This window comes from Novosphingobium sp. BAM6 (assembly GCF_057784955.1).
The window spans coordinates 1,421,409-1,444,746 of sequence record NZ_JBYNTR010000001.1; the positions used below are offsets into that span (position 1 = coordinate 1,421,409).

General features: G+C 61.3%; 27 protein-coding genes and 1 other annotated feature. Of the genes, 14 read left to right on the top strand and 13 right to left on the bottom strand.

Annotated elements, in window-relative coordinates:
• The first annotated feature begins 3 nt into the window (after window positions 1-3).
• The 4 genes from AC3EC3_RS06540 to AC3EC3_RS06555 are packed head-to-tail and all read left to right on the top strand — an operon-like array spanning window position 4 to window position 2,809.
• Complete coding sequence (locus AC3EC3_RS06540; protein WP_488488797.1) at window positions 4-1,023, top strand: GNAT family N-acetyltransferase; 1,020 nt, start codon at window positions 4-6, stop codon at window positions 1,021-1,023.
• Between the two features lie 58 nt (window positions 1,024-1,081).
• Window positions 1,082-1,345 (top strand): phosphopantetheine-binding protein, encoded by a 264-nt coding sequence (locus tag AC3EC3_RS06545; RefSeq protein ID WP_260927964.1) that lies wholly within the window; start codon window positions 1,082-1,084, stop codon window positions 1,343-1,345.
• 4 nt (window positions 1,346-1,349) lie between these two features.
• Entirely contained in the window at window positions 1,350-2,027 is a 678-nt protein-coding gene (locus AC3EC3_RS06550) for a hypothetical protein (protein WP_488488798.1), read from the top strand.
• Window positions 2,024-2,809: a hydrolase 1, exosortase A system-associated gene (locus tag AC3EC3_RS06555; protein WP_488488799.1), complete on the top strand. Its 786-nt coding sequence runs from the start codon at window positions 2,024-2,026 to the stop codon at window positions 2,807-2,809. Before AC3EC3_RS06550 ends, AC3EC3_RS06555 begins: the two co-directional genes overlap by 4 nt.
• 157 nt (window positions 2,810-2,966) lie before the next feature.
• Here the strand turns inward: AC3EC3_RS06555 and trxB are convergent, their stop codons facing one another.
• Both trxB and AC3EC3_RS06565 read right to left on the bottom strand, forming a co-directional pair.
• Window positions 2,967-3,938, bottom strand: a complete 972-nt coding sequence (gene trxB, locus AC3EC3_RS06560; protein ID WP_488488800.1) for a thioredoxin-disulfide reductase — start codon at window positions 3,936-3,938, stop codon at window positions 2,967-2,969.
• Between the two features lie 160 nt (window positions 3,939-4,098).
• A complete protein-coding gene (locus tag AC3EC3_RS06565; RefSeq protein ID WP_488488801.1) occupies window positions 4,099-4,305 on the bottom strand; it encodes a hypothetical protein in 207 nt (68 codons plus the stop codon).
• A 551-nt stretch (window positions 4,306-4,856) separates the two neighbouring features.
• On the opposite strand from AC3EC3_RS06565, the gene AC3EC3_RS06570 reads away from it, so the two are divergent.
• The 5 genes from AC3EC3_RS06570 (at window position 4,857) to AC3EC3_RS06590 (ending at window position 9,003) form a co-directional block, all read left to right on the top strand.
• Window positions 4,857-5,273, top strand: a complete 417-nt coding sequence (locus tag AC3EC3_RS06570; protein ID WP_488488802.1) for a winged helix-turn-helix domain-containing protein — start codon at window positions 4,857-4,859, stop codon at window positions 5,271-5,273.
• A gap of 122 nt (window positions 5,274-5,395) precedes the next feature.
• Complete coding sequence (gene modA, locus AC3EC3_RS06575) at window positions 5,396-6,193, top strand: molybdate ABC transporter substrate-binding protein (RefSeq protein WP_488488803.1); 798 nt, start codon at window positions 5,396-5,398, stop codon at window positions 6,191-6,193.
• Window positions 6,194-6,202: 9 nt separating this feature from the next.
• Window positions 6,203-6,931: a molybdate ABC transporter permease subunit gene (gene modB / locus AC3EC3_RS06580; RefSeq protein WP_488488804.1), complete on the top strand. Its 729-nt coding sequence runs from the start codon at window positions 6,203-6,205 to the stop codon at window positions 6,929-6,931.
• Complete coding sequence (locus AC3EC3_RS06585; RefSeq protein ID WP_488488805.1) at window positions 6,921-7,541, top strand: ATP-binding cassette domain-containing protein; 621 nt, start codon at window positions 6,921-6,923, stop codon at window positions 7,539-7,541. The genes modB and AC3EC3_RS06585 overlap by 11 nt, the downstream gene beginning before the upstream one ends.
• Window positions 7,542-7,707: 166 nt before the next feature.
• Entirely contained in the window at window positions 7,708-9,003 is a 1,296-nt protein-coding gene (locus tag AC3EC3_RS06590; protein ID WP_488488806.1) for a hypothetical protein, read from the top strand.
• A gap of 95 nt (window positions 9,004-9,098) precedes the next feature.
• Here AC3EC3_RS06590 and AC3EC3_RS06595 read toward each other — a convergent pair whose 3' ends face one another.
• From AC3EC3_RS06595 to AC3EC3_RS06605, 3 genes are read right to left on the bottom strand one after another with little or no spacing between them, the layout of a single operon-like run.
• Entirely contained in the window at window positions 9,099-9,512 is a 414-nt protein-coding gene (locus AC3EC3_RS06595; protein WP_488488807.1) for a ketosteroid isomerase-related protein, read from the bottom strand.
• An 8-nt stretch (window positions 9,513-9,520) separates the two neighbouring features.
• On the bottom strand, window positions 9,521-10,354 hold the full coding sequence (gene fghA / locus AC3EC3_RS06600; protein WP_488488808.1) for an S-formylglutathione hydrolase: 834 nt from the start codon (window positions 10,352-10,354) through the stop codon (window positions 9,521-9,523).
• Window positions 10,354-11,466: an S-(hydroxymethyl)glutathione dehydrogenase/class III alcohol dehydrogenase gene (locus AC3EC3_RS06605; protein ID WP_488488809.1), complete on the bottom strand. Its 1,113-nt coding sequence runs from the start codon at window positions 11,464-11,466 to the stop codon at window positions 10,354-10,356. The genes fghA and AC3EC3_RS06605 overlap by 1 nt, the downstream gene beginning before the upstream one ends.
• Window positions 11,467-11,559: 93 nt before the next feature.
• On the opposite strand from AC3EC3_RS06605, the gene AC3EC3_RS06610 reads away from it, so the two are divergent.
• Together AC3EC3_RS06610 and AC3EC3_RS06615 are read left to right on the top strand one after the other, a co-directional pair.
• Window positions 11,560-11,742 carry a hypothetical protein gene (locus AC3EC3_RS06610; protein WP_488488810.1) on the top strand — a complete coding sequence of 61 codons (183 nt, stop codon included), beginning with the start codon at window positions 11,560-11,562 and terminating at the stop codon, window positions 11,740-11,742.
• Window positions 11,661-11,716, top strand: a sequence feature (sul1 is cis-regulatory element that is thought to sense ions involved in sulfur or methionine metabolism; They are found in Alphaproteobacteria). Its footprint overlaps the gene before it by 56 nt.
• Window positions 11,743-11,775: 33 nt before the next feature.
• Window positions 11,776-13,260 (top strand): SulP family inorganic anion transporter, encoded by a 1,485-nt coding sequence (locus tag AC3EC3_RS06615; RefSeq protein ID WP_488488811.1) that lies wholly within the window; start codon window positions 11,776-11,778, stop codon window positions 13,258-13,260.
• Between the two features lie 29 nt (window positions 13,261-13,289).
• Here the strand turns inward: AC3EC3_RS06615 and AC3EC3_RS06620 are convergent, their stop codons facing one another.
• The 5 genes from AC3EC3_RS06620 to AC3EC3_RS06640 form a co-directional block, all read right to left on the bottom strand.
• Window positions 13,290-13,490, bottom strand: a complete 201-nt coding sequence (locus AC3EC3_RS06620; RefSeq protein WP_488488812.1) for a DUF1737 domain-containing protein — start codon at window positions 13,488-13,490, stop codon at window positions 13,290-13,292.
• 20 nt (window positions 13,491-13,510) lie between these two features.
• Window positions 13,511-14,206 carry a phytanoyl-CoA dioxygenase family protein gene (locus tag AC3EC3_RS06625; protein ID WP_488488813.1) on the bottom strand — a complete coding sequence of 232 codons (696 nt, stop codon included), beginning with the start codon at window positions 14,204-14,206 and terminating at the stop codon, window positions 13,511-13,513.
• The gene (gene hslU, locus AC3EC3_RS06630) at window positions 14,203-15,504 is read right to left on the bottom strand and encodes an ATP-dependent protease ATPase subunit HslU (RefSeq protein ID WP_488488814.1); all 1,302 of its coding nucleotides are present in this window, start codon (window positions 15,502-15,504) and stop codon (window positions 14,203-14,205) included. The genes AC3EC3_RS06625 and hslU overlap by 4 nt, the downstream gene beginning before the upstream one ends.
• Before the next feature lie 14 nt (window positions 15,505-15,518).
• Window positions 15,519-16,091, bottom strand: a complete 573-nt coding sequence (gene hslV / locus AC3EC3_RS06635; protein ID WP_488488815.1) for an ATP-dependent protease subunit HslV — start codon at window positions 16,089-16,091, stop codon at window positions 15,519-15,521.
• Window positions 16,092-16,159: 68 nt separating this feature from the next.
• Complete coding sequence (locus AC3EC3_RS06640) at window positions 16,160-16,678, bottom strand: outer membrane protein assembly factor BamE (protein ID WP_488488816.1); 519 nt, start codon at window positions 16,676-16,678, stop codon at window positions 16,160-16,162.
• Between the two features lie 136 nt (window positions 16,679-16,814).
• On the opposite strand from AC3EC3_RS06640, the gene AC3EC3_RS06645 reads away from it, so the two are divergent.
• From AC3EC3_RS06645 to AC3EC3_RS06655, 3 genes are all read left to right on the top strand, one after another.
• The gene (locus AC3EC3_RS06645; RefSeq protein WP_488488817.1) at window positions 16,815-17,366 is read left to right on the top strand and encodes a ubiquinol-cytochrome C chaperone family protein; all 552 of its coding nucleotides are present in this window, start codon (window positions 16,815-16,817) and stop codon (window positions 17,364-17,366) included.
• A complete protein-coding gene (locus AC3EC3_RS06650; protein WP_488488818.1) occupies window positions 17,363-17,881 on the top strand; it encodes a YceD family protein in 519 nt (172 codons plus the stop codon). Before AC3EC3_RS06645 ends, AC3EC3_RS06650 begins: the two co-directional genes overlap by 4 nt.
• Window positions 17,882-17,979: 98 nt before the next feature.
• Window positions 17,980-18,708 carry a hypothetical protein gene (locus AC3EC3_RS06655; protein WP_488488819.1) on the top strand — a complete coding sequence of 243 codons (729 nt, stop codon included), beginning with the start codon at window positions 17,980-17,982 and terminating at the stop codon, window positions 18,706-18,708.
• A 15-nt stretch (window positions 18,709-18,723) separates the two neighbouring features.
• Here the strand turns inward: AC3EC3_RS06655 and glgX are convergent, their stop codons facing one another.
• The 3 genes from glgX to glgC are packed head-to-tail and all read right to left on the bottom strand — an operon-like array spanning window position 18,724 to window position 23,335.
• Entirely contained in the window at window positions 18,724-20,562 is a 1,839-nt protein-coding gene (gene glgX, locus AC3EC3_RS06660) for a glycogen debranching protein GlgX (protein ID WP_488488820.1), read from the bottom strand.
• Window positions 20,559-22,043, bottom strand: a complete 1,485-nt coding sequence (glgA, locus tag AC3EC3_RS06665) for a glycogen synthase GlgA (RefSeq protein ID WP_488488821.1) — start codon at window positions 22,041-22,043, stop codon at window positions 20,559-20,561. The genes glgX and glgA overlap by 4 nt, the downstream gene beginning before the upstream one ends.
• 29 nt (window positions 22,044-22,072) lie before the next feature.
• Window positions 22,073-23,335 carry a glucose-1-phosphate adenylyltransferase gene (gene glgC, locus AC3EC3_RS06670; RefSeq protein WP_488488822.1) on the bottom strand — a complete coding sequence of 421 codons (1,263 nt, stop codon included), beginning with the start codon at window positions 23,333-23,335 and terminating at the stop codon, window positions 22,073-22,075.
• Window positions 23,336-23,338 lie beyond the last annotated feature (3 nt).

Below are 23,338 nucleotides of genomic sequence, written 5' to 3' on the forward strand. Positions count from 1 at the left end.
CACGTGACGGGCATCGAATACCATCGCGATCTTAAGGAAGTCCAATCGGATGCACAGCTTGGCGGCGTGCTCGATGCGGCGGCATGCGCGCCCTTCGACAGGATCGCCTGGTTTGCAGGGCTCGAAGCGCATTGCGGCCTGCACCCGCTCGTGATCGTGGCGCGCGATGAGGATGGCCTTGCCGCGCTGCCGCTGACCGACGCCCTGCCTCACCCGCAGGCGCTCGCCAACTGGTATACCTTCCGCTTTCGTCCGCTTCTGGCAGGCCCCTCACCCGAACGCCTGCTGACGCGGATCGCTCGCGATCTGGCCCGCAAGGCGCACCGCATCACCCTGTCCGGTGTCCCCGGAGAGGACGGCTCGGCCGCACTGATGGCAACCGCGTTCCGTCAGGCGGGTTGGCACGTCCGCAGCGAGCCCTGCGACGTCAATCACGTACTCGCTCTCGATGGACGCGATTATGCCGCCTACCTTGCTGCCCGCCCCGGCCAGCTCCGCACCACGCTCAAACGCAAGAGCGGCAAGGTCGAGCCCCGCGTCCTCACCCATTTCGACAGCGGATTATGGGCAGCCTACGAAGATATCTACGCCGAAAGCTGGAAGCCTGCGGAAGGCTCGCCTGCCTTCCTGCGCGCTTTTGCCGAGGCCGAGGGCGCCGCAGGAAGGCTTCGTTTCGGCATCGCCTTCGTCGAGGGCGAGCCGGTTGCCGCGCAGATGTGGACGGTGGAAGGCGGCACGGCCTTCATCCACAAGCTGGCCCATCGCGAAAGCGCCAAGGCTACTTCACCCGGCTCGGTGCTGAGCGCCGCCCTGTTCCGCCATGTCATCGACGAGGATCGCGTCACCGACATCGACTTCGGCACCGGCGACAATCCCTACAAGCGTGACTGGATGGAAATGGTGCGCCCGCGCTATCGCCTCGACATGCTGCGCCCCGGCCATCCCGCCAACTGGCCCGTCATGGCACGGCGTTTCGCGGGCGACGCCGCGCACAGCCTTGCCCGCGCCGCGAAGCGCAGGTAGAGCGCGTGTCCAATCCTTTGCGGGAAACTCTCCCATGATAACAGATACCGAGAGGGCCATGACCGACGATACCGACCTGCGCCTGCGAGGCATCCTGACCGATGTTCTCGGGCTCAAGCAGGGCCAGGCCGACAGCTTCACCGACGACAGCGGACTGTTCGGCGAATTGCCGGAACTCGATTCCATGGCCGTGGCCGGGCTGCTGACCGAACTGGAAGACCGCTTCGACATCATCATCGAGGATGACGAGATCGACGGCGAGATGCTCGAAACCTTCGGCGCGCTCAAGGCGTTCGTCGCCGACAAGCGACAAGCGGGATAACGGCATGGTGACGCCGACGAGCTGGCCCTGTCCACTGCCCGCCGGCGGCACCTTTCATGAATACGCTCTTGCTTTCGATCGCGGCCGCGCGCACCGCCTGCTGATCGCCCCCGCACTGCTCGACGAAGGCAACAAGCTGCGCCGCTTCACAGTGGAACTGATGCGCCGCCTCGATCAGGAGGGCGTCGACAGTTTCCTGCCGGACTATCCCGGCAGCAACGAAAGCCTCCAGGCGCTTTCTATCCAGGACCCGACCGACTGGATGGACGCGATGCGCGCGGCGGCGGTTCACTTTGGCGCCACCCATGCCCTGGGCCTGCGCGGCGGCTGCCTGTTCACACCCGATACGCTGCCATCCCTGCACTACGCGCCGCTCAAGGCCGCATCAATCCTGCGCCAGCTGCTGCGGGCCCGGATGCTCGCCTCTCGCGAAAGCGGCCGTGAGGAAACGCGCGATGGTCTGGCGGCACAAGCCAAGGCGGATGGGATTGTACTGGCAGGTTATAGCCTTGGCGCTGACTTCTATCACCATTTCGAACCCATGATACCGTCCGAGCAGGCCGGGATCATCACGCAGGAGGCGTTGGGCGGCCCCGGACTCTGGCTGCGGGCGGAACCGGGCGAGGATGCGGTGCAATCGGCAGCACTGGCACGGCTCATCATCGCGAGTGTCGCGCCATGATCCGGGCACACTCCAGCTTCCTGTGCGAAGGCGACCGCTTGATCTGCACGCTCGACGGTGATGCCCGCGCCACCCGTGGCCTGCTGATCGTCAGCGGCGGCAACGAGACCCGTGCCGGGGCCTGGAACGGGCAGGCGCTCATGGCCGAGCGGATCGCCGGCGAGGGCTTTGCCGTGCTGCGCTTTGATCGTCGCGGCGTGGCTGACAGCGAAGGGGCGAACGGCGGATTTCGCGCCAGCGGACCGGACATCGCCGCCGCTCTCGCCGCTTTTCGCGAGCTGTGTCCCGGCCTCGATCGCGTGGTCGCACTGGGTAACTGCGACGCGGCCAGCGCCCTGATGCTGACCGGTGGCGCAGGATTTGACGCGCTCGTGCTGTCCAACCCATGGACCTTCGAGGACGATGCGGCAAACGAGGTGCCCGCCGAACAGGTGCGCGCACATTATCGCAAGCGCCTTGCAGACCCTGCCGCCTTGCGGCGCCTGCTGACCGGCAAGGTCTCGCTGATCCAGCTGTTCCGCAGCCTCAAAAGTGCCGTGCGCCCTGCCCCGCCGCCCCCGGCTACCGGTCTACTGGAGACGATGCGCAAGGGGCTCGCGACCTTCGAGGGGCAGGTTCTGTTCCCCGTCGCGGGTCGGGACCGCACCGGCAGTGCGTTCCTGTCGCGGTGGAACAAGGACGATCCGCGAATCCGCATCCACCCGGAGGCGACGCACAGCTTCGTCGAGCCGGGCGCGCTGGACTGGTACGGCGCGCAGGTTCTGGAAGCCCTGCGCGCCTGAACCATCATGTTTGATAAATGCCCTGCAGGGCATTTATGAGGCGGCACCGGCCCACGCCCCCACCCTGCCACCCGCAGGATACTACCGTTGGGTGGTAGGGTGGGGGAGAGGGCCGGTGCCGCAGAAATTCGCGTTCCGCGAATTTTCAAACGGACTCTCAGGCCTGTTCGGTCTCGGTGATCCCGGCGAAATCGCGTTCGGCGAGATAGCGCTCGGCATCCAGCGCCGCCATGCAGCCGCTTCCCGCCGCCGTGATTGCCTGACGATAGATGTGGTCGGACACGTCGCCCGCCGCGTAGACACCGGGAATGTCGGTCTTCGGCGTGCCGGGCTGGACCAGCAGATAGCCGGTCTCGTCCATCGCCAGCTTGCCCTTGAACAGTTCCGTCGCGGGGGCATGGCCGATGGCGACGAAGGCGCCGTCCGTGGCAATCTCGCTCTTCTCGCCGGTCTCGGTGTCGGTCAGCGCAACGGCGCGCAGTTCGCCGCGATCATCGCCGAGGAACTCGTCCACCTTCTTGTTCCACACCACCGTGATCTTGGGGTTGGCCAGAAGACGATCCTGCAGGATCTTTTCCGCGCGCAGGCTGTCGCGGCGGTGGATCAGCGTCACGTCGTCCGAGTGGTTGGTGAGGTACAGCGCTTCCTCGACCGCCGTGTTGCCGCCGCCGATCACCACGACCTTGCGGCCGCGATAGAAGAAGCCGTCGCAGGTGGCGCAGGCCGATACGCCCTTGCCCGAGAGCGCCTGCTCTCCGGGCACACCCAGCCAGCGCGCCTGCGCACCCGTGGCGATCACCAGCGTATCGCCTTCGTACGTGTCGCCACTGTCGCCGGTCGCCACGAAGACAGGCCCGGAAAGATCGACCGAAGTGATCGTGTCCCACATCATGCGCGTGCCGACATGCTCGGCTTGTGCCTGCATCTCCTGCATCAGCCACGGGCCCTGGATCACCTCACGGAAGCCGGGATAGTTTTCGACGTCGGTCGTGATGGTCAACTGGCCGCCGGGCTGGAGCCCCTGCACCACGATGGGCTCCATACCGGCGCGCGCGCCATAGATCGCGGCGGAAAGGCCCGCCGGGCCCGAGCCAATGATAAGCATGCGGGTCTTGTGCGTGGTCGCCACCTTGATACCTCCGGGCGTGAAATCTCAGGCCCGCGAGATAGGAGCAAGGAGGCGGAATTGCCAAGCATTCAGGCGGCGATGATTTGCTTCATCCCCAAAAACCCGCGCTATTGGCCCCGCGCCATTGGCAATGCCTCGCGTCCGATACGCCCGCAACCGGTCAGTTCAGCAGGAACCAGGCCAGCCCAGCCCAGCACAGGCCGCAGAAGCCGAGCGCGACGATCAGTCCGCGCGCATCGCGCTCGTCGCTGTCCTCTCGCGGAACCGCGGCAAACGCAGGATAGAGCGGGCCTGCGGAGTTGCGCAGCAGTTCTTCGCTGCTGATGATCCGGCCCGATGATCTGTCGATGGCATCCCGTGCAATCATGATCCTGCATCCCATTCAAAAGTGCCACGAAAGCCCCGTTTTGCGGGTGTCTTTCCACCAAAAGCGGCAATTCCGCCGCGAACCCGAACCGGATCTGCCGTCACCCTTCTGATGTTGCGAGCAGCGTCTCCGGTGACACCGGTTTTACCACTCCGGAGCGCGTTTCTCCATCAAATTTGCAATCGAATACATAGCGTTACAGCGCACGTTTCCTCGCATCGAATTACACAAATCACGCAGCTTTCCGGAAAACCATTAACCAAAATCACAGTGCAGTGCAGCATCGGCACGAATGACGCGCTTTCGCTGCTATGCAAAGCATTGCATATTGCATACGCAAGTTTGCATCTGCGCAGCAGTCGAAAAATTGCGCGGAATGCGCCGCACTGCGAAATTCTTGCAATTGCATGGATCAGGAAAAATAGTTTCCCGCCCACGCACCATGTTACCCCCGGATGGGCCTCATGAGTCGATGCGATTCGAGACCCTTTCTCGGTCTTCACGGCGGGCATTGCTTGTCGAAAAGGCCGCCAGCTTCTAGTCTCCGTTTCATGGCCAAAGACCCGCATCTGAAGATCAAGATCCAGCTCATGTGCGGCGAGGAAATCGCCATGGGCCCAGGCAAAGCAGATCTCCTCGATGCCATTCGCGAACGTGGGTCGATCTCCGCCGCTGGACGTGCAATGGACATGAGTTATCGACGCGCCTGGCTGCTGGTCGACGCGATGAACCGTTGCTGGGCGGAGCCACTGGTCCGCGCCTATCCGGGGCGGGCACGCGGCAGCGGCGCCGAAGTCACCCCCGCGGGGGAACGTGTGCTGAAAGCCTATCGCCAGATGCAGAAGACCGCGCAGGCATCGTGCGCCTCGCGCGAGGGAACGGCCCTTGCCGGAGAGTTGCGCGCGACCCCGCTCGAAAAAGCCCCCCACCGCAGCGATCCGAGCGAGGATGCGGTGTCGCATAGCTGAACGACGCAGTTCATCCTGTCACGCTTGCCATATCCCGAAAAATACCGGATGGCCGCAGAGTAACATCCAGTTGCACGCTTCTGCCGTGGCCCTTCACAAAAACTCCCGCGCGAGGAAATCTCATGCCCCAGCCCTTCCTGAAACGCCGCGAAACCTTAGGCGCGATGGCACTTGCCTGCACAGCGCTTTGGATCGGCAGCACGTCAGCTTTTGCCAGACCGGCTCAGACGGCGCCTGTCGTCCTTGCCGCCGCCAGCCTTCAGGAATCGATGAACGCCGCAGCCGATGCCTGGAGTGCCAAGGGCCACCCCCGCCCGCGCATTTCCTTCGCCGGCTCATCCGCCCTCGCCCGGCAGGTCGAATCCGGCGCGCCTGCTGACCTGTTCGTCTCGGCTGACGAAAAGTGGATGGACGAACTCCAGTCCCGCAACCTGCTGGCACCGGGCACGCGCTCCTCGTTCCTGCGCAACACGCTGGTCCTGATCGCGCCGACGAACAGCCGCATTCGCCTGACCATCCGCCCCGGCTTCCCGCTCGCCCAGACGCTCGGCAATGGCCGCCTCGCCGTGGCGGACACCAATGCCGTGCCCGCCGGGCTCTATGCCAAGGAAGCGCTCGGCAAGCTGGGTGTCTGGCCCTCGGTGCAGGGCAAGCTTGCCCCCGGCGACAGCGTGCGCGCCGCGCTGCGCATGGTCTCCAGCGGTGCCGCGCCGCTGGGCGTGGTCTACGCAACGGACGCAAAGGCCGATCCGGGCGTCAAGGTGATCGCCACCTTCCCCGCCGCCTCGCACACGCCGATCACCTATCCCGTCGCCCGCCTGAAAGCCTCGCAGAACCCCGAAGGGGAAGGCTTCCGCCGCTTCCTCCTGTCCGGTCAAGGCCGCGCGATCTTCGCCCGCTTCGGCTTCGGCACGCACTGAGACCATAGCTTGGCCCTGCTCTCGCCCGAGGAATGGCAGGTCGTCGCCCTGTCGCTGAAAGTCAGCGGCGTGGCGATGGTCTGCGCCCTGCCGGTGGCGTTCGGCCTGGCCTGGCTGCTGGCCCGCACGCATTTTCCGGGGCGCATACTCGTCGACGCGCTGGTGCATCTGCCGCTGGTACTGCCGCCGGTCGTGACGGGATGGCTGCTGCTGCTGGTCTTTGCGCCCAATGCACCGGTCGGCGGCTTTCTCCAGAACGCGCTCGGCGTCACGCTGCTGTTCCGCTGGACGGGCGCCGCGCTCGCCGCCGCCGTCATGGCGCTGCCGCTGATGGTGCGCGCCATGCGCCTCTCGCTGGAGGCCGTCGACCGGCGACTGGAAAGCGCCGCGCGCACGCTCGGCGCCGGGCGCTGGCGGACATTCTTCACGATCACCCTGCCGCTCGCCTCCCCCGGCGTGCTGGCGGGGCTGGTGCTCGGTTTCGCGCGGTCGGTGGGAGAGTTCGGCGCGACGATCACCTTCGCCTCGAACATTCCGGGCGAGACGCAGACGCTGCCGCTCGCCATCTACAGCGCCTTGCAGGTGCCGGGACAGGAGTGGCAGGTCGCCCGCCTTGCCATGCTGTCGGTCCTGCTCTCGGTCGGCGCTCTGGTGCTCTCCGAAGTGCTGGCGCGGCGGAACAGTTTAGGAAGCGCTGGGGGCGCGGGCCTTGCCGGACGAGACCAGCATGGCCTTTGACATCGCCCTCACCATCAGGCGCGGCAACCGTGTGCTCGACTACCGGATCGAGGCGGCGAGCGGCCTGACCGCGCTGTTCGGCGCATCGGGCGCGGGCAAGACCAGCCTGCTCGATGCCGTCGCCGGCCTTGTGCGCCCGGCCTCGGGACACATCAGCGTTGCGGGCACGCGCCTGTTCGACGCGGAGCGCAGGATCGACCTCCCCCCCGAGCAGCGCCGCTGCGGCTATGTCTTTCAGGACCTGCGGCTGTTCCCGCACAAGAGCGTGCGCGACAACCTGCTGTTCGGCTTCCACCGCCGCCCTGCCGACGAGCGCTGGATGACACTGGACGAGGCGACCGCCTTCCTCGGCATCGCCCACCTTCTGGACCGCCGCCCGCGCACACTCTCGGGCGGCGAGGCCCAGCGCGTCGCCATCGGTAGAGCCTTGCTCTCGGCCCCGCGCTTCCTCTTATTCGACGAGCCCCTCGCCTCGGTCGATGCCGAGCGCCGAGAGGAAGTGATGCGCGTGATCGAACGCCTGCGCGACGATCTGAAGCTGCCGATCCTCTACGTCAGCCACGACCGCGCCGAAGTGGAAAGGCTCGCGGATCGCATCGTCGCGGTGTGAGGGTGGAGGTGACGGCGTTGAATAGAGAGGGCAACGTCAGAGGTGCGCCCATTTCAGTCGTTACAATGATCCGTCCGTAATTCAGAAACCGGCCATTCCCAATTCCATGCGAGAATGACCTTTGATAATGCCATCTTATACTGAGTAGGCATTAGGTGAGCAGATAGTGTTTGAAGCGTATCTCAGCCCGGCTTCATGGCGGGCATTCTCGCACGAAGAAATGCTCGAGTTTCTTGATCGCTCCAAGAAGGAGGCAGATCAACCTAGGCCCCAATCAGAGAAAGAGATCGCCCCAAAAAAAGCAAGGAAAAGGCGGAAGCCGTCGCTGTTTCTGGGCAACCAGCGTTCGGAACGCAACCATATGATCGTTCTTCAAAAATCTATCTCTCCCTTCGACGCTTACACGTACCTTTTTGCCCGTTTTGGAGAGCCGAATGGGCTGATGACATTCCTTGCGAAAAATGATTCAGATAACCTGTTCCATTGGGACTACTATTTGAAAGCTGGCGAGAAAGGCATTCGGTTTACTGGGGCAACCGAGGAGGTACACGTTCACGTTGATGATGAATTTAGCGATACGGAATGGCTAAATTTCATCAAAAATCTTAAGAATGATTTCGGAAGGATATCAAAAGAGAAAGTAATATTTGCAGGATCTCTTGAAAAATGGACTATATTTCCAAATCAGTTCTTAACAATAGCAAACCTCTGCTCCAATCTTTACCATAAAATTGAAGAGTCGCTTCCTAAAATTGAGTCGTTGATTGACGCGCAGTTTAAACCGGACACGCTCCAAAGCAAGAAGGCCAGAAATGAGCATAGCCGGCTGATGAACGCGCTGACTGGTATTCCGACTGAACTTTCAGTTTTAACGCCAGTGATGTTCGAGTCATTTTTGGGACTTGTAGTCTCAGGAATGATGAAACCTGAGATTGAAAAAGATGCTCAGCGGAGAAGCCAATACGTACGTAGTAGGCTTGATGAGAAGCTGATCGGTTTGTCCGAGGTGTGCATCGGCTTCAGCAAGCCTCTCAGTAGAGATAACCCAAGTTTTGGCCGATACTGGGATGTAGTTAATAAGCGGAATGATATCTTACATGGTAATGTTGATCTCGTCCGCGACGCGGTAGAAGTGGTATTTTTCCATGGGAAACGCCCTATATATAAGCAGGGCGGAGATCGCATTGCGCAGCATTGGCGGCGGCTGATCGAACAATATAGGCCCAGAGAAGTCGCTAATGATTATCTTGCCACACATGACTTTATCATAGAAATATTGAATCATATGGAGCCAAAATATCGGCATCAAATGTATGTCGTCATGGAGGACACCCAGCCCGGGTGGGATGCTAAGCGACGAATTTTCGGACGCCTCTTTCCCAATGTGGTGGCGACAGCATTTTTCGATGGAATGTTCTACGATTGGCAGTTGGTTGAACCGCAAATTGAAATCTGTATCTGATGGCTGGGATAGTTCGGCAGCACCAGCCGTGAAAGCGTCACCTATCCCTGCACTCCTGCTCTGAAGCGGACGTTCGCCTAACGGCGCTTCCTCTCTTACCGCCCCAACACCTGCGCAATCCAGTCGGCGAGGTTGTAATGTACCGCGACGCGCGTGATCTGGGCGCTCTCCACGGTCAGGAAAGCGCCTGCGGGCAGTTCGTAGCGCTGGCCTTTCGCAGGCGGCAAGTCTCCATCGGTCGCGAGGTATTCGCCGTGGACCACGAACTCGGCGGCGAGGCGGTGTCCGGCCTCGTCGCTCATCAGCACGATGCCGGTCAGCCGCTCGCGATAGCAGGCGTCCATATGGGCTAGGAACGCGCGGAAGGCCTCCTTCCCCTGCTGGCGCCCACCCTGATTGATGTCGTGAACCACATCGTCGGAGAGGCAGGCGAGCATCCCCTCGCTGTCACCGGCGTTGAACGCGGCATAGTAACGCTCGGCCAGTGCCAGCGAAGAGCATCGGGACATGGTGCGCCTCAGGCTTTCAGGCGCGCGGCATGCCATTCGACATGCTCGGCCATGAAGGTGGAGATGAAGTAGTACGAATGATCGTAGCCCGGCTGCATGCGGATGGTCGCGCGCTGGCCCGCCTTCTCGCAGGCCTCGACCAGCAGCGGCGTCTTGAGTTGCTCGGCGAGGAAGCCGTCGGCATCGCCCTGATCGACCAGCAGGTCGGGCAGGCGCGCGCCGTCTTCGATCAGCGCGCAGGCATCGTATTCGCGCCAGCTCTCGCGATCCGGGCCGAGATAGCCGCCGAGCGCCTTTTCACCCCACGGGCAGGCCAGCGGCGAGACGATCGGCGCGAAGGCGCTGACCGAACGGAAGCGCTCGGGGTTGCGCAGCGCGATGGTCAGCGCGCCGTGCCCGCCCATCGAGTGCCCGGTGATGCCCTGCCGCGCCATGTCGACCGGGAACTGCGCCGCGATCAGGTCGGGCAGTTCCTGCTCGATATAGGAGCGCATGCGGAAGTTGGTTTCCCAGGGCGCCTGCGTCGCATCGACATAGAAGCCCGCGCCCTTGCCGAAATCGTAGCCCTCGTCGTCGGGCACCTCATCGCCGCGCGGCGAAGTGTCCGGCGCGATGAAGACGATGCCGAGCCGGGCGCAGGCCTCGCGGTACTCGCCCTTCTCGGTGACATTGGCATGGGTACAGGTAAGCCCGGAGAGATACCACAGCACCGGCAGGCGCTCCCCCTCGGCGTGGGGCGGCACGAAGACGGAGAAGGTCATATCCGTCTTCGTCTGTGCGCTAGGGTGCCTGTAGACCCCTTGTAGACCGCCGTAGACCCGGTTTAGGGAAACGACCTCCATCAGAACACCACGACCGAGCGGATCGACTTGCCTTCGTGCATCAGATCGAAGGCGGTGTTGATCTCCTCCAGCCCCATGACGTGCGTAATCATCGGATCGATCTCGATTTTTCCGGTCATGTACATGTCGACGATCTTGGGAACGTCAGTGCGGCCCTTGGCGCCACCGAACGCCGTGCCGCGCCAGTTGCGCCCGGTGACGAGCTGGAACGGGCGCGTCTCGATGGTCTTGCCCGCTTCGGCCACGCCGATGATGATCGAGGTGCCCCAGCCGCGATGGCAGGCCTCCAGCGCGGTGCGCATGACCTCGGTATTGCCTGTCGCATCAAAGGTATAGTCGGCGCCGCCATCGGTCATCAGCACGATCCTGGCGACGATGTCCTCACGGCTCATGCCGCTGGTGTTGAGGAAGTCGGTCATGCCGAAGCGACGGCCCCATTCCTCACGATCGGGATTGAGATCGACGCCGATGATCTTGCCAGCCCCGGCCAGACGCGCGCCCTGGATGACGTTCAGGCCGATCCCGCCGAGGCCGAAAACGACAACGTTATCACCCACTTGCACCTTGGCGGTGTTGATGACCGCGCCGACACCCGTGGTCACGCCACAACCGATGTAGCACGAGGACTGGAACGGCGCATCTTCGCGGATCTTGGCGACGGCGATCTCAGGCAGGACGGTGAAGTTCGAGAACGTCGAGCAGCCCATGTAATGGTAGATCGGCTTTCCCTTGTAGGAAAAGCGCGTGGTGCCGTCGGGCATCAGCCCCTTGCCCTGCGTCGCGCGGATCGCGGTGCACAGGTTCGTCTTGCCCGAAAGGCACGACTTACACTGGCGGCATTCCGGGGTGTAGAGCGGGATCACATGGTCGCCCGGCACCACCGAGGTCACGCCGGCCCCAACCTCACGCACGATCCCTGCGCCTTCGTGGCCGAGTACCGAGGGGAAGATGCCTTCGCTGTCGAAACCGTCGAGCGTATAGGCGTCGGTATGGCAGATGCCGGTCGCCATGATCTCGACCAGAACCTCACCCGGCTTGGGGCCTTCGAGATCGAGTTCGACGATTTCGAGCGGCTTCTTGGCTTCGAATGCTACGGCAGCGCGAGTCTTCATGGGATAGGTCTCCAGATTTGGCGGCCCTCATAGCTCTCGCACATCACAGACCGAAGAACCAAGTCCAGAAAACATTATTGCACATATGCAATAATGACGATTGATATCTTTTCATTCTGGCGCACCCCACCAGAAGCCACCCCCATCTTTGGGGTTGCCAGCATGGCCATGAGTCGGCAAGGATGTGGCACTCGCATGGACCCGGTGAAATTCCGGGTGGCTATCCCGGCCGCCGATCCGCCGGGCAACATCACACACATGCCTTTATTCGCGTAGCCCTGCCGCGCTCATGTGCCTGATGGAATTTTCATGACCTCCTTTCTCACGCCCTATCGTCAGGGATGGCGCAGCAATGTGCGCGCCGATATCCTGTCTGGTCTCGTCGTTGGCCTTGCCCTAATCCCCGAAGCGATCGGCTTCTCGATCATCGCCGGCGTTGATCCCGCCGTCGGTCTATGGGCCTCCGTCGCCATCGCCGTCGTCATTTCGTTCACCGGCGGTCGGCCCGCTATGGTCTCGGCCGCCACTGCCTCCGTCGCGGTACTTGTCGGCCCACTGGTCCGCGCGCATGGCGTGGACTACCTGTTCGCCGCGACAATCCTGATGGGCCTGTTCCAGATCGTCGCTGGAGCCCTACGCCTGAACCTGGCGATGCAGTTCGTCTCACGCTCGGTCATAACCGGCTTCGTCAACGCGCTGGCAATCCTGATCTTCATGGCGCAGGTGCCGCAACTCGTACACGTGACGTGGTATACTTATGCAATGATCGCCGGTGGCCTTGCGATCATCTACCTGCTGCCTCGCCTCACCACTGCCGTACCCTCGCCGCTGGTCGCTATTCTCGTCCTGACGGCCTTGTCGATCAGCCTGCATCTTCCGGTCCACACGGTCGGCCAGATGGGGCACCTGCCTGACGGTCTGCCGACCTTTGGCCTGCCGCACGTCCCGCTGACGCTCGAAACCCTGCGGATCATCGCTCCGTACTCGCTGGCGATGGCCGCCGTTGGTCTTCTGGAGACCCTCCTGACCGCACAGATCGTCGACGACATGACCGGCACCGATTCCGCAAAGCGGGTCGAATGCAAGGGCCAGGGCATCGCCAATATCGTGGCAGCGCTGTTCGGCGGCATGGGTGGCTGCGCGATGATCGGGCAGTCGGTCATCAACGTCAGTTCCGGGGGACGCGGACGGCTCTCCACGCTCGTGGCTGGCGTTTTCCTGTTCATCCTCCTCGCCGCACTCGGCCCATGGGTAGGCCAGGTGCCGATGCCATCGCTGGTCGCAGTGATGATAATGGTCTCGATCGGGACATTCTCGTGGAACTCGATCCCGAACCTGCGACGCCATCCGTGGCAAAGCTCGGTGGTGATGCTGGCGACTGTCGCCGTCGTGGTGGCTACCAGCGATCTGTCGAAGGGTGTTATCGTGGGCGTGTTGCTCTCCGGCGTGTTCTTCGCGCAGAAAGTGCAGCGTCTCTTTTCCGTCGAGCGGACGCAAGATGACGATACCGCCACCTACCGCATTTCAGGCGCGATCTTCTTCGCCTCGGTCCATCGCTTCATCGAGCAGATGGATACCGCCAGCGAAACGGCCCCCAAGGTGGTAATCGACATGAGCCAGGCGCACCTGTGGGACATCTCCTCCGTCGGTGCGCTTGACAAGATTGTGGGGACGCTCGCCGGGAACGGCGCCGAGATCAGGGTCGTGGGGTACAATCAGGCGAGTGCCGACATCGTCGACAAGTTCGCCCTCCACGACAAGACCGGCTTCGAACTGGGCGCGACACCGCACTGACGCCGAGCAGTTTCGCGAGGTCGGCGACGTTATTTGACGACGTCGGCCTCGTGCCAGACGACTGCCTGCGCCGCTTTCATGCAGCTGTTCTCGGTATCCCACGAGATCGTCGGCGAACCGTAAAGCCGCCATCCCTGCTCCAGCGCTTCCGAAACACGTTCGCAGAACGCGCGATCGTCTTTTCCGGTAAGCAGTCGATAGACAGGTCGGTTTTCAGGGGTTTCGTACAAGATCCGATATCCTCTCGCGATTATCGCTCAAGTCCTAGCCATTCGAGCGGAGCTGGCAACTCCGTCGCGGAAAAATCCACCTGCAGAACACGGCGACGACGCCCCGCTTTCGTGACACGGCCAGATGCATGCAGGACGGGCGTGCGATAGAGCCAGGCATCTCCCCGCTTAGCCAGACAAGCCTGAATGCGGTGCTGGATCGCCACTGCCTCCGCTTCATGAGCAGCGATGCGGCCCCGGTCATGACTGCCGCATGCGATCAGCAACGGTGCATTTTCGGCATCGACGGGATCGAGGTGAATGCGCACTGTCATCATGGCTTCGAGCACCGCAAAGGGCGGCTCGACATGGCAGATGCCCTGCTTGACAGACCATGGCCCGAAATCAGGCACATCTTCACGATGGCGGACCGCGATCGTGCGATCCTGATGCCAGCCGAGTGTCCAGTTCACCGCGTCGCTCTTGTCGAAAAGCACCGCCCGGACTGGCCTTGCGTGACTGCCCATATACGAACCGACTTGCGGCAGCACGCTGCTTCGCTCGACCACCCATTGCGCCAGCTTGCTACGCCCGGTGAGCCGCAAGCCCGCTTCGCCCTGCGGCTCGGTCGCCAGCAACGACTCCAGTTCGCCAATAGTATCCGCCGCCGCACCAACGGCCAGACAGGCCCCGTCCCGCTCTAGATCGAGCGTGGACGGGGCGGCATCCGAGATCACAGGATATACTTGGACAGGTCCGCGTCGCTCGCGAGGCCTTCCAGCTTCTCACGCACATAGACGGCATCGACAATGACCGTCTCGCCTACGCGGTCCTCCGCCTCGAAGCTGAGTTCCTCCAGCAGCTTTTCCATCACTGTCTGAAGACGGCGGGCACCGATGTTCTCGACACTTTCGTTCACCTGCGCCGCTATCCGGGCGACTTCGGCGATAGCGTCCTCGGTCACATCGACTGTCACCTGCTCGGTCGCCAGCAGCGCCTTGTACTGGGCAACAAGATTTGCGCGCGTCTCTGATAGAATGCGCACGAAGTCTGTCTCGCTCAGAGCCTTCAACTCCACACGGATCGGCAGACGGCCCTGAAGCTCAGGCAGCATATCGCTCGGCTTGGAGACATGAAATGCACCACTGGCGATGAACAGCACGTGGTCCGTCTTCATCGGACCATATTTGGTCGCAACGGTCGTGCCTTCGATCAGCGGCAGCAGATCGCGCTGCACACCTTCTCGACTGACCGATCCACCCCGCACATCCGAGACGGCGATCTTGTCGATCTCATCGAGGAAGACGATACCGTTGGTCTCCGCATTTGCCAGAGCTGTACGCGCCACATCATCCTGATCGAGGCGCTTTTCAGACTCCTCCTCGACCAGCTTGTCCCATGCATCCGGCACCTTCATCTTGCGGCGCTTGAGTTTCTGACCGCCAAATGCCTTGCCCATCACATCGGACAGATTGATCATGCCGATGTTGCCCCCCATTCCGGGTATCTCCATCGGCGCAGACGGAGAATCCTCGACCTCGATCTCCACCTCGGTCTCGTTCATCGCGTTTTCGGTAATACGCTGATGGAAAGCGGCCCGTGTCGCCTCTGAGGCATTCTCACCAACGAGAGCGTTTAGCAGCCTGTCCATTGCCGCTTTGCTGGCGGCCTCACGGACGGATTCGCGACGGCGTTCCTTTTCCAGCCGGATCGCCTCCTCCACGAGGTCGCGTGCAATCTGCTCGACATCGCGACCTACATAGCCGACTTCGGTGAACTTGGTCGCCTCAACCTTTACAAACGGAGCGTCGGCCAGCTTTGCCAGCCGGCGGCTGATCTCCGTCTTGCCGCAACCGGTCGGGCCGATCATCAGGATATTCTTGGGAGTCACCTCGTCGCGCAGATCGAGCGCGAGGTGCTGCCTGCGCCAGCGATTGCGCAGCGCGACTGCGACAGCTTTTTTGGCATCGGCCTGGCCGACGATATGCTCGTCAAGCGCGCGCACAATCGCCTTTGGAGTAAGATTATCTTTCATCGAATAGCGCTCGCTCAGATGGTCTCGACCGTTACGCGGTCATTGGTGAAGACGCAGATGTCCGCTGCGACGGCCATGGCCCGCCGGGCGATCCTCTCGGCATCGTCCTCGTATTCGACAAGCGCTCGCCCTGCGGCCAGCGCGTAATTGCCGCCTGAACCGATCGCCACGATCTGCGCATCGCTGGGCCCTTCAGGCTCCAGAACATCGCCGTTACCAGTCAAAACCAGCAGCGAATCCGCATCGGCTACAATCATGAGGGCTTCGAGATTGCGCAGATACTTGTCCATGCGCCATTCCTTGGCGAGTTCCACCGCCGCGCGAACCAGTTGTCCGCGATGTTCTTCCAGCTTACGCTCAAGTCTTTCGAGAAGGGTGAAGGCATCAGCGGTCGCCCCTGCAAAGCCCGCGATAACTTTGCCTTCGGCCCCGATGCGCCGAACCTTGCGCGCATTGGGCTTCATCACCGTGTTGCCCATGGAGACCTGTCCGTCTCCAGCGATCACTGTCTTGCCGTTCTTCCGGACGCCAATGATCGTTGTACCGTGCCACTGGATCAGGCCGTGGCTCGCCCCGCTAGTATCCATGCCGCTGCATATATGCTGCGGCGGACGACGTTCAAGCCGCCCGCAGTCAGCAAACGCAGCGAAGATAATCAGCTACCGTTCGGACCGGTGCCCGGACCACCGCTACCGCCGGTCGTATCCGTGCCTTGCGAACCACCCATCCCTGCTGCACCGACCTGACCGATATTGCCGAACAGATCCTGCAGGAACGTGCGATGACGGCCAAGTGTCGGGGTAACGCCGCCCTCTGGCTTAAGGCGCACGACATCTTCCATACCCTTCCGATCGACTGCGGTCACGTTACCCTGCTGGTCAAAACGAACCCGAAGAATCGTTTCCTGAGTGGTACGCGGGCGGCCGAAGGGAGGGGTCGAGACGACCTGCGAGACATAGTACCAGTCCTTGGGGCCGAACTGGCTTTCGAAAGTGGGGCGGCCCATCGTCTTCTCGACCGAAAGGCGATTGTCCACCCCCGGCTCGACCTGAGATACGAGCGTCTGATCAATGATGTAACCGCGATGATCGCGAATCGAGGAGCACCCGCCAGCGAGTGTCGCCAGCCCCAGAACGAGACCCGTCGCCAGGACGTTCCGACCGAAAGTGTGCATCCGTGTACTCCAAATCCCCGAGGCCCGTACATACTGGCCATTGCCAGCGCGGACCGCGTCCATATATCGCAGCAGAGCCTTAGGGCCCCACAGCGCCGCGCGCAATGGGGGTTGCGTCGCGGCGATTGAATTGCGCATGAATGATCTGCTTGTTGCCGGTACGGAGCCCACGATGTCCCTGATCCAGCGCCTGTTTTCCCGGTCGACAAACGGCAGCGACCCAATGCGCCCACTCTGGTCGAAGATCGTCGGGATCGCGCGAAATCCTGACTGGTATTCGCGATACGGCATTGCGGATAGCGTGGCAGGCCGTTTCGATGCACTCGTACTCGTACTCGCACTGGTCATGCTGCGGATGGAACGTGATCCTGCCCTCATCGTCCAATCCGTCCGCCTGACCGAACTGTTTGTCGAAGACATTGATGGCCAACTGCGCCAGTCAGGCGTCGGAGATCTGGTCGTCGGCAAGCGCATGGGCAAACTGATGCGCGTTCTTGGCGGACGCACTGGCGCACTGCGAAATGCATTGCCACTGGGGATCCCTGCGCTGGTCCCATTGCTCGGACGCAACGTGACGACATCGAGCGATGAAAATCTCGTCGGACTGGCAGACGCCATCATGCGGCTGTGGACAACACTGGACCGTACTTCCGACGATGCCCTTATCTCGGCAAGGATCGAAATATGACCGACGACACATCCCCCCCAGAATTTTCCCGCTTTTTCGACATTCGTCAGGCCGAAGGGCAGATTTTCCGGATCGAAGCCAACAGCGACGAATGCGCTGGTCTTGCTGCGCGTTTCGACCTCGTACGGGTCAATCATCTTGTCGCAGAGGTCTCGCTTACACGCGTGGAGCACAAAGTCGAAGTTCGCGGAACGCTGCTTGCGGATTTCGTGCAAGCCTGTGCGGTATCTGCCGAAGATCTTGACGTCCACGTGGCTGAACCCCTCGAATTTTGCTTCGTGCGAGAAGAGCGCACCTACAAGCCAGACGAGGAGATCGAACTCGAAGCGCACGAACTAGACGAAATTCCTTACGATGGCTCGCGTTTCGACCTTGGCGAGGCGATTGCACAGAGCCTTGCACTCGCGATCGATCCATTTCTTACGGGCCCCGAGGCAGATGCTGCTCGTATCGCTGCCGGGCTTGGGACTCCCCAGGACAATGGGCCATTTGCAGCCTTAAAGAACTTAAAGTAGCACCCGCGATGCAGCGTATTGCGGGCGTGTGAGTTTAGGCACACACTGGCGTCAAGCCTCCCCACCCTACCCATTACGAGAAAACCGGAATACCCGTCATGAGCGTGACGAAAGACGAACTTTCCGCCTATCTAAACGGTCGACTAGATGCCGGGGCGGCAGCGCGCATCGAAGCGGAGGCCGCTAGCGATCCCGAGTTGGCCCGGCAACTCGCCGCACACAGAAATGCAATGACAGCCTCAAGCAAAGCGGAGCATACGTTACAAACGCGCCCAGCACAGGTTCTAGACTTTGCCGCCGCCCGCAACCGCAGGGTCAAACAGGCCAAGGCGGAAGAGAAAGCCCGGAAAAAACGGACCAGGCAACCAGTGTTTACACGCCCAGGCCTCGCCATCGCACTGATTGCCTGCCTCGGTGGAGGAACGATGCTGGGTATGAATATCTACGGGCCGCCAGACATCGCGTTGCATGACGGAAAACTGCTGGCCGGAACCCAATTGGCGCAAGTGCTTGAAACGCAGATGTCGGGAACCATTCCCTCACGCGTAGACGGTGCGCGATACCACATTCTGGCCAGCTTTCGGCGAGAGAGTGGGATCTTCTGCCGGCTTTTCTCCAGCCCGCATCTCGCCGGGATTGCCTGCAAGGAGGAGGCTGGGTGGATATTGCTCCAAACGATTTCAAGCGATCGCATATTGCCCAACGAGCTTACGGATACTTCGCCGGAAGGCGAAGCGTTGGCAGCGGCAGCCCAGCGCATGTCACTGGGCGATGCGATGGATCAACAGCAAGAGCAATCCGCACGAACGATGGGCTGGCGCACCTGAAACCAGCCCTAGCCGTCAATTCGCGTCACGAATATCCATGTCAGCATGGCGCTGCTGGCGCCGAACTGCGATAGTCACCCTGCGCTCCTTTCCTGACTTTTCGTCTGCGAACTGACGCTCGAACCGAACCCCATCTGCGGCAGAATCCTCCCAGTCGGACATCAGCATAACCGCACCTTCGGGACGCAGCCATGAGACCGAATAGGGTAACGAGACAAAGCCCTCCAGACTGCGTGCCCGTCGGGCGGCAAGATCAAAGACCCATTCCTCAAGGGCCCTGTCACGGCCATGCCAATCGACCCAGCCAATCGGGTTATCCTGACAGTAGGCGTTGTTGTTACCTTGCTGAGTACGACCGAACTCGTCTCCTGCTGTAAGCATGATCGTCCCCACAGACCCGAAAAGCGTCACCAACAATGCCTTCAGATCTGCCTGACGAGCCTCAACCACCCGCAAGTCAGCGCTGACGCCTTCGACACCGTTGTTCCAGCTATAGTTCTCGCGATGCCCGTCAAGGTTACTCTCACCGTTCAACTCGTTGTGACGAGCGGCATAAGCGACGCAATCTGCCAGCGTAAAACCATCATGTGCAGCAAGGAAATTAACCGAGCGGCAGGGTTTGCCAGGCGCACTGGGGCCGAATACATCCGACGAGCCGGCAAGTCGCGTGGCCAACACACCGATACCTTCGTCACCTCGCCAGAATCGGCGCACATCATCTCGGAACCGATCATTCCATTCCAGCCAGTTCGACGGAAAATTGCCTAGTTGATAGCCGCCCGGCCCAATGTCCCAGGGCTCGGCGATCATCACGCGGTCTGCCAAATCCGAATCGTTTGCGATGTCTGCAAAGATCGGTGCATTCACAGCAAAGCCAGGCCCACGCGCCAGAACAGGTGCAAGATCAAAGCGGAAACCGTCTACGCCGCACGCATTCACGAAGTGACGTAAACTGTCGAGAGTCAATTGGCGAACAGATGGCCGAGCAAAGTCCAGAGTGTTGCCACAGCCCGTGTCGTTGAGAAGCATCCCGTCGGCGGCCGCTGCATAAGCGGCCGCATCAAGCCCCCGAAGGCAGATCGTCCCACCGAACACATCGCTTTCCCCTGTGTGGTTAAACACCAGATCAAGCAGTACGCCAATGCCAGCCTCATGCAGCGCGGCAACGGTTTCACGCAGTTCCTGTACGCCGCCAGGGCACAGCCCTGGATCCAGAGCCATCGGCGCGACAGGATTATACCCCCAGCCGTTGTGCAGGCCGAGCGGTGGCAAATGCCGCTCGTCGATCCAAGCCACGATAGGCATCAATTCGACCGCAGCCACATGCAAGCGCTTGAGGTGCTCGATCACTGCCGGGGTTGCGAGTGCCGCCACAGTACCCCGAACGGCTTCAGGAACTTCCGGGTGCTGGATCGTGAAACCGCGGACGTTAACCTCGTAGATCAGCCCGCCGAGAGAGAAGATTGGCTTCTGTGCTGGCTGCGGGTCGACAGACGCACGAACGATCGCACGAGGCACAATATCAGCCGTCTCTTCGCCAAACCACCCGAGACGGGCATTCTGTTCAAATCGACGATCGAGCTCCCGAGCATACGGATCCACCAGAAGCTTCGCGGCATCGAACCAGCGCCCTGCTTGCGGATTCCATTCACCATCCGCGCGATAACCGTAGAACTGGCCGTCAAGCCTGCCAGACAGTTCGAGGTTCCAGTTATCGTCCGCTCGCACCATCGGGTAGCGCGTTTCGACACCCTCCTTATCGAAGAGGCATAGCCAAACCTGCTTCGCAAGTGGAGAGCGCACTGCAAAGTATGTTCGATCGCCCTCGATATGGGCCCCCAGTCGCAACGTCACTCTACGCTCGCGATCAGCCGACGATACAGATCAGCGTAAGCACTGCCGCTCGACGCCCAGGAAAAGTCCGCCTTCATGCCATTACGCTGCATCCGTCCCCACTGTTCTTCGTCGTTATAGAGTTCGCTGGCACGGGTAACAGCCGCTGCCAGCGCATAATAATTGACCCCATCGTGCTGGATGCCGGTCGCGACACCGGCAGCAAGCGCGGCAGGGTTAGCATCAATCACCGTATCGGCAAGACCGCCGGTGCGTGCGACCACAGGAACGCAGCCATAAGCCAGGCCGTAGAGTTGTGTCAGACCGCAAGGCTCGAAACGTGATGGCAAGAGTATCGCATCACCGCCGCCCTGCATGCGATGAGACAAGGCCTCATCATACCCTATCCGAATGCCGACCCGGCCAGGGTGACGTTCTGCCGCCTGCTGGAGAGCCATTTCGTAATCTGCATCGCCAGAACCCAGCACGGCAAGCCGCGCTCCCATGCCGACCAGATGGTCGATCACCTCTACCAGTACATCCATGCCTTTCTGCCAGGTAAGCCGGCTCACGACGATGAATACAGGCCCTCCTGCGCGCGGGCCCTCCCCTGCATCCAGCCCAAACTCGATTTCCAGCGCACGCTTGTTTTCCACTCGTTTCGCGAGCGAGCGAGCACTGAACGCATGTTTGAGGTTAGGATCGTGTTCTGGCCCCCAGATGGCTGCGTCGATCCCGTTGAGAATACCGCTGACGGCACTCCCGCGCGCGCGAACCACTCCTTCCAGCCCCATGCCGAACTCGGGACTCAATATCTCGCGTGCATACGTCGGGCTGACGGTGGTGACCGCGTCAGCGGCAACGAGTCCCGCCTTCAGCAAGCTGATACCGCCATGATATTCGATGCCGTCAATGGACCACGCGGTCTCTGGCAGTTCCAGCCGAGGAAAGACCTCGGCACCGAACCAGCCTTGAAAGGCTATGTTGTGGATCGTGACGATCGAAGGAATTCTCTGCCCATCGACGAACGGCGCCCAGCGAAGGTACGCGCACGCCATCGCTCCTTGCCAATCGTGCGCATGGACGAGATCGAACACGGCGGCTTTGCCACGCCGCTGGATCGCCCCACCCGCGATGTCTGCTGCAGCCCTCCCGAGCGCAGCAAAGCGCTGCCAGTTATCGCTCCAGTCATGCCCGACCGGATCGGAATACGGTTTGCCTTCCCGTACATACAGACCGGGCGCGTCGAGAACCAATAGAGCGTGCCCGTCAAGCTTTGCCGACAAAAGACGCGCCGGCGTTCCCAGCAAGGAGTCCCACACATGCACGGCCTTGCTGCGGCCGAGTGAGGCAAGGACGGCGGGATAACCCGGCAGCAGCGTCGTCACTTCAACGCCATGCGGCATCAAGGCCTGCGGCAACGCCCCCGCGACATCGGCCAGCCCACCTGTCTTGATGATTGGAACTGCCTCGGAAGCTACCGAGAGAACCTTGAGCGGCATCGACACATTCCCTTCAGCGTGCGCCGCCGTCAGGCTTCAAGGCGCGCGATCATCTGCTTGGTGATGAGGCAGACACCGTTGTCGGTACGCCGGAAACGCCTTGCGTCAAGTTCGGGGTCTTCGCCCACAATCAGACCTTCGGGAATACGGACGCCAGAGTCGATAATCACTCTGCTGAGCCGAGCATGGCGACCGATATTGCAGTACGGCAGAATCACCGCCTCGCTGACTTCCGACCATGACCCCATCTTCACGCCGGTAAACAGCAGCGATCGACGAGCCATTGCACCCGATACAATGCAGTCCTGGCTGATGAGCGAGGAGATCGCCTGTCCACGCCGCCCTTCCTCGTCATGCACAAATTTGGCAGGTGCCGCCACCACCGTGTCCGTCCAGATTGGCCAGTCGCGATCGTACATGTTGAGCTTGGGGACGGTATCCGTCAGGTCGATGTTCGCCTCGAAATAAGCATCCACCGTGCCAACATCGCGCCAGTATTCCTCGATCTCGTCCGAGGCGCGGATGCAGGAATTGGTGAAGCGATGCGCCACTGCCTTCCCGTGCTTGACGATGTAAGGGATTACGTCACCGCCGAAATCGCGCCTGCTGTCTGGATCTGCGGCATCACGACGTAACTGCTCGAACAGGAATTCGGTCTCGAACACATAGATGCCCATGGACGCCAAGGCATGATCGGCATCGCCCGGAATCGCGGGGGGATCGGCAGGCTTTTCCAGGAAGGAGGTTATCACGTCGCTTTCGTCGACGTGCATCACCCCGAAAGCCGTCGCCTCCTCCCTCGGGACTACAAGACATCCGACGGTAACGTCCGCACCGGAGTTGACATGCTGTTGCAGCATCAACTCATAGTCCATCTTGTAGATGTGATCGCCCGCAAGGATCACCATATACTTGGGGGCATGTACGGCGATGATATCGATGTTCTGGTATACTGCATCAGCAGTACCTTCATACCACAGCAGTTCGGAGATACGCTGGCTGGCCGGAAGGATATCAAAGCTCTCGTTACGTTCGGGGCGCATGAAGTTCCACGCGCGATTCATATGCCGGATCAGGCTATGCGCCTTATATTGCGTGGCGACACCGATCCGACGGATGCCTGAATTGATCGCATTCGAAAGCGCGAAGTCGATAATGCGGCTGACCCCACCGAAATAGACCGCCGGTTTTGCACGGTTATCGGTCAACTCTTTGAGACGACTACCGCGCCCTCCAGCAAGAACATAGGCCATGGCATCGCGGGCAAGCGGCTGGCCAGTGGGAGTGCGCATCCT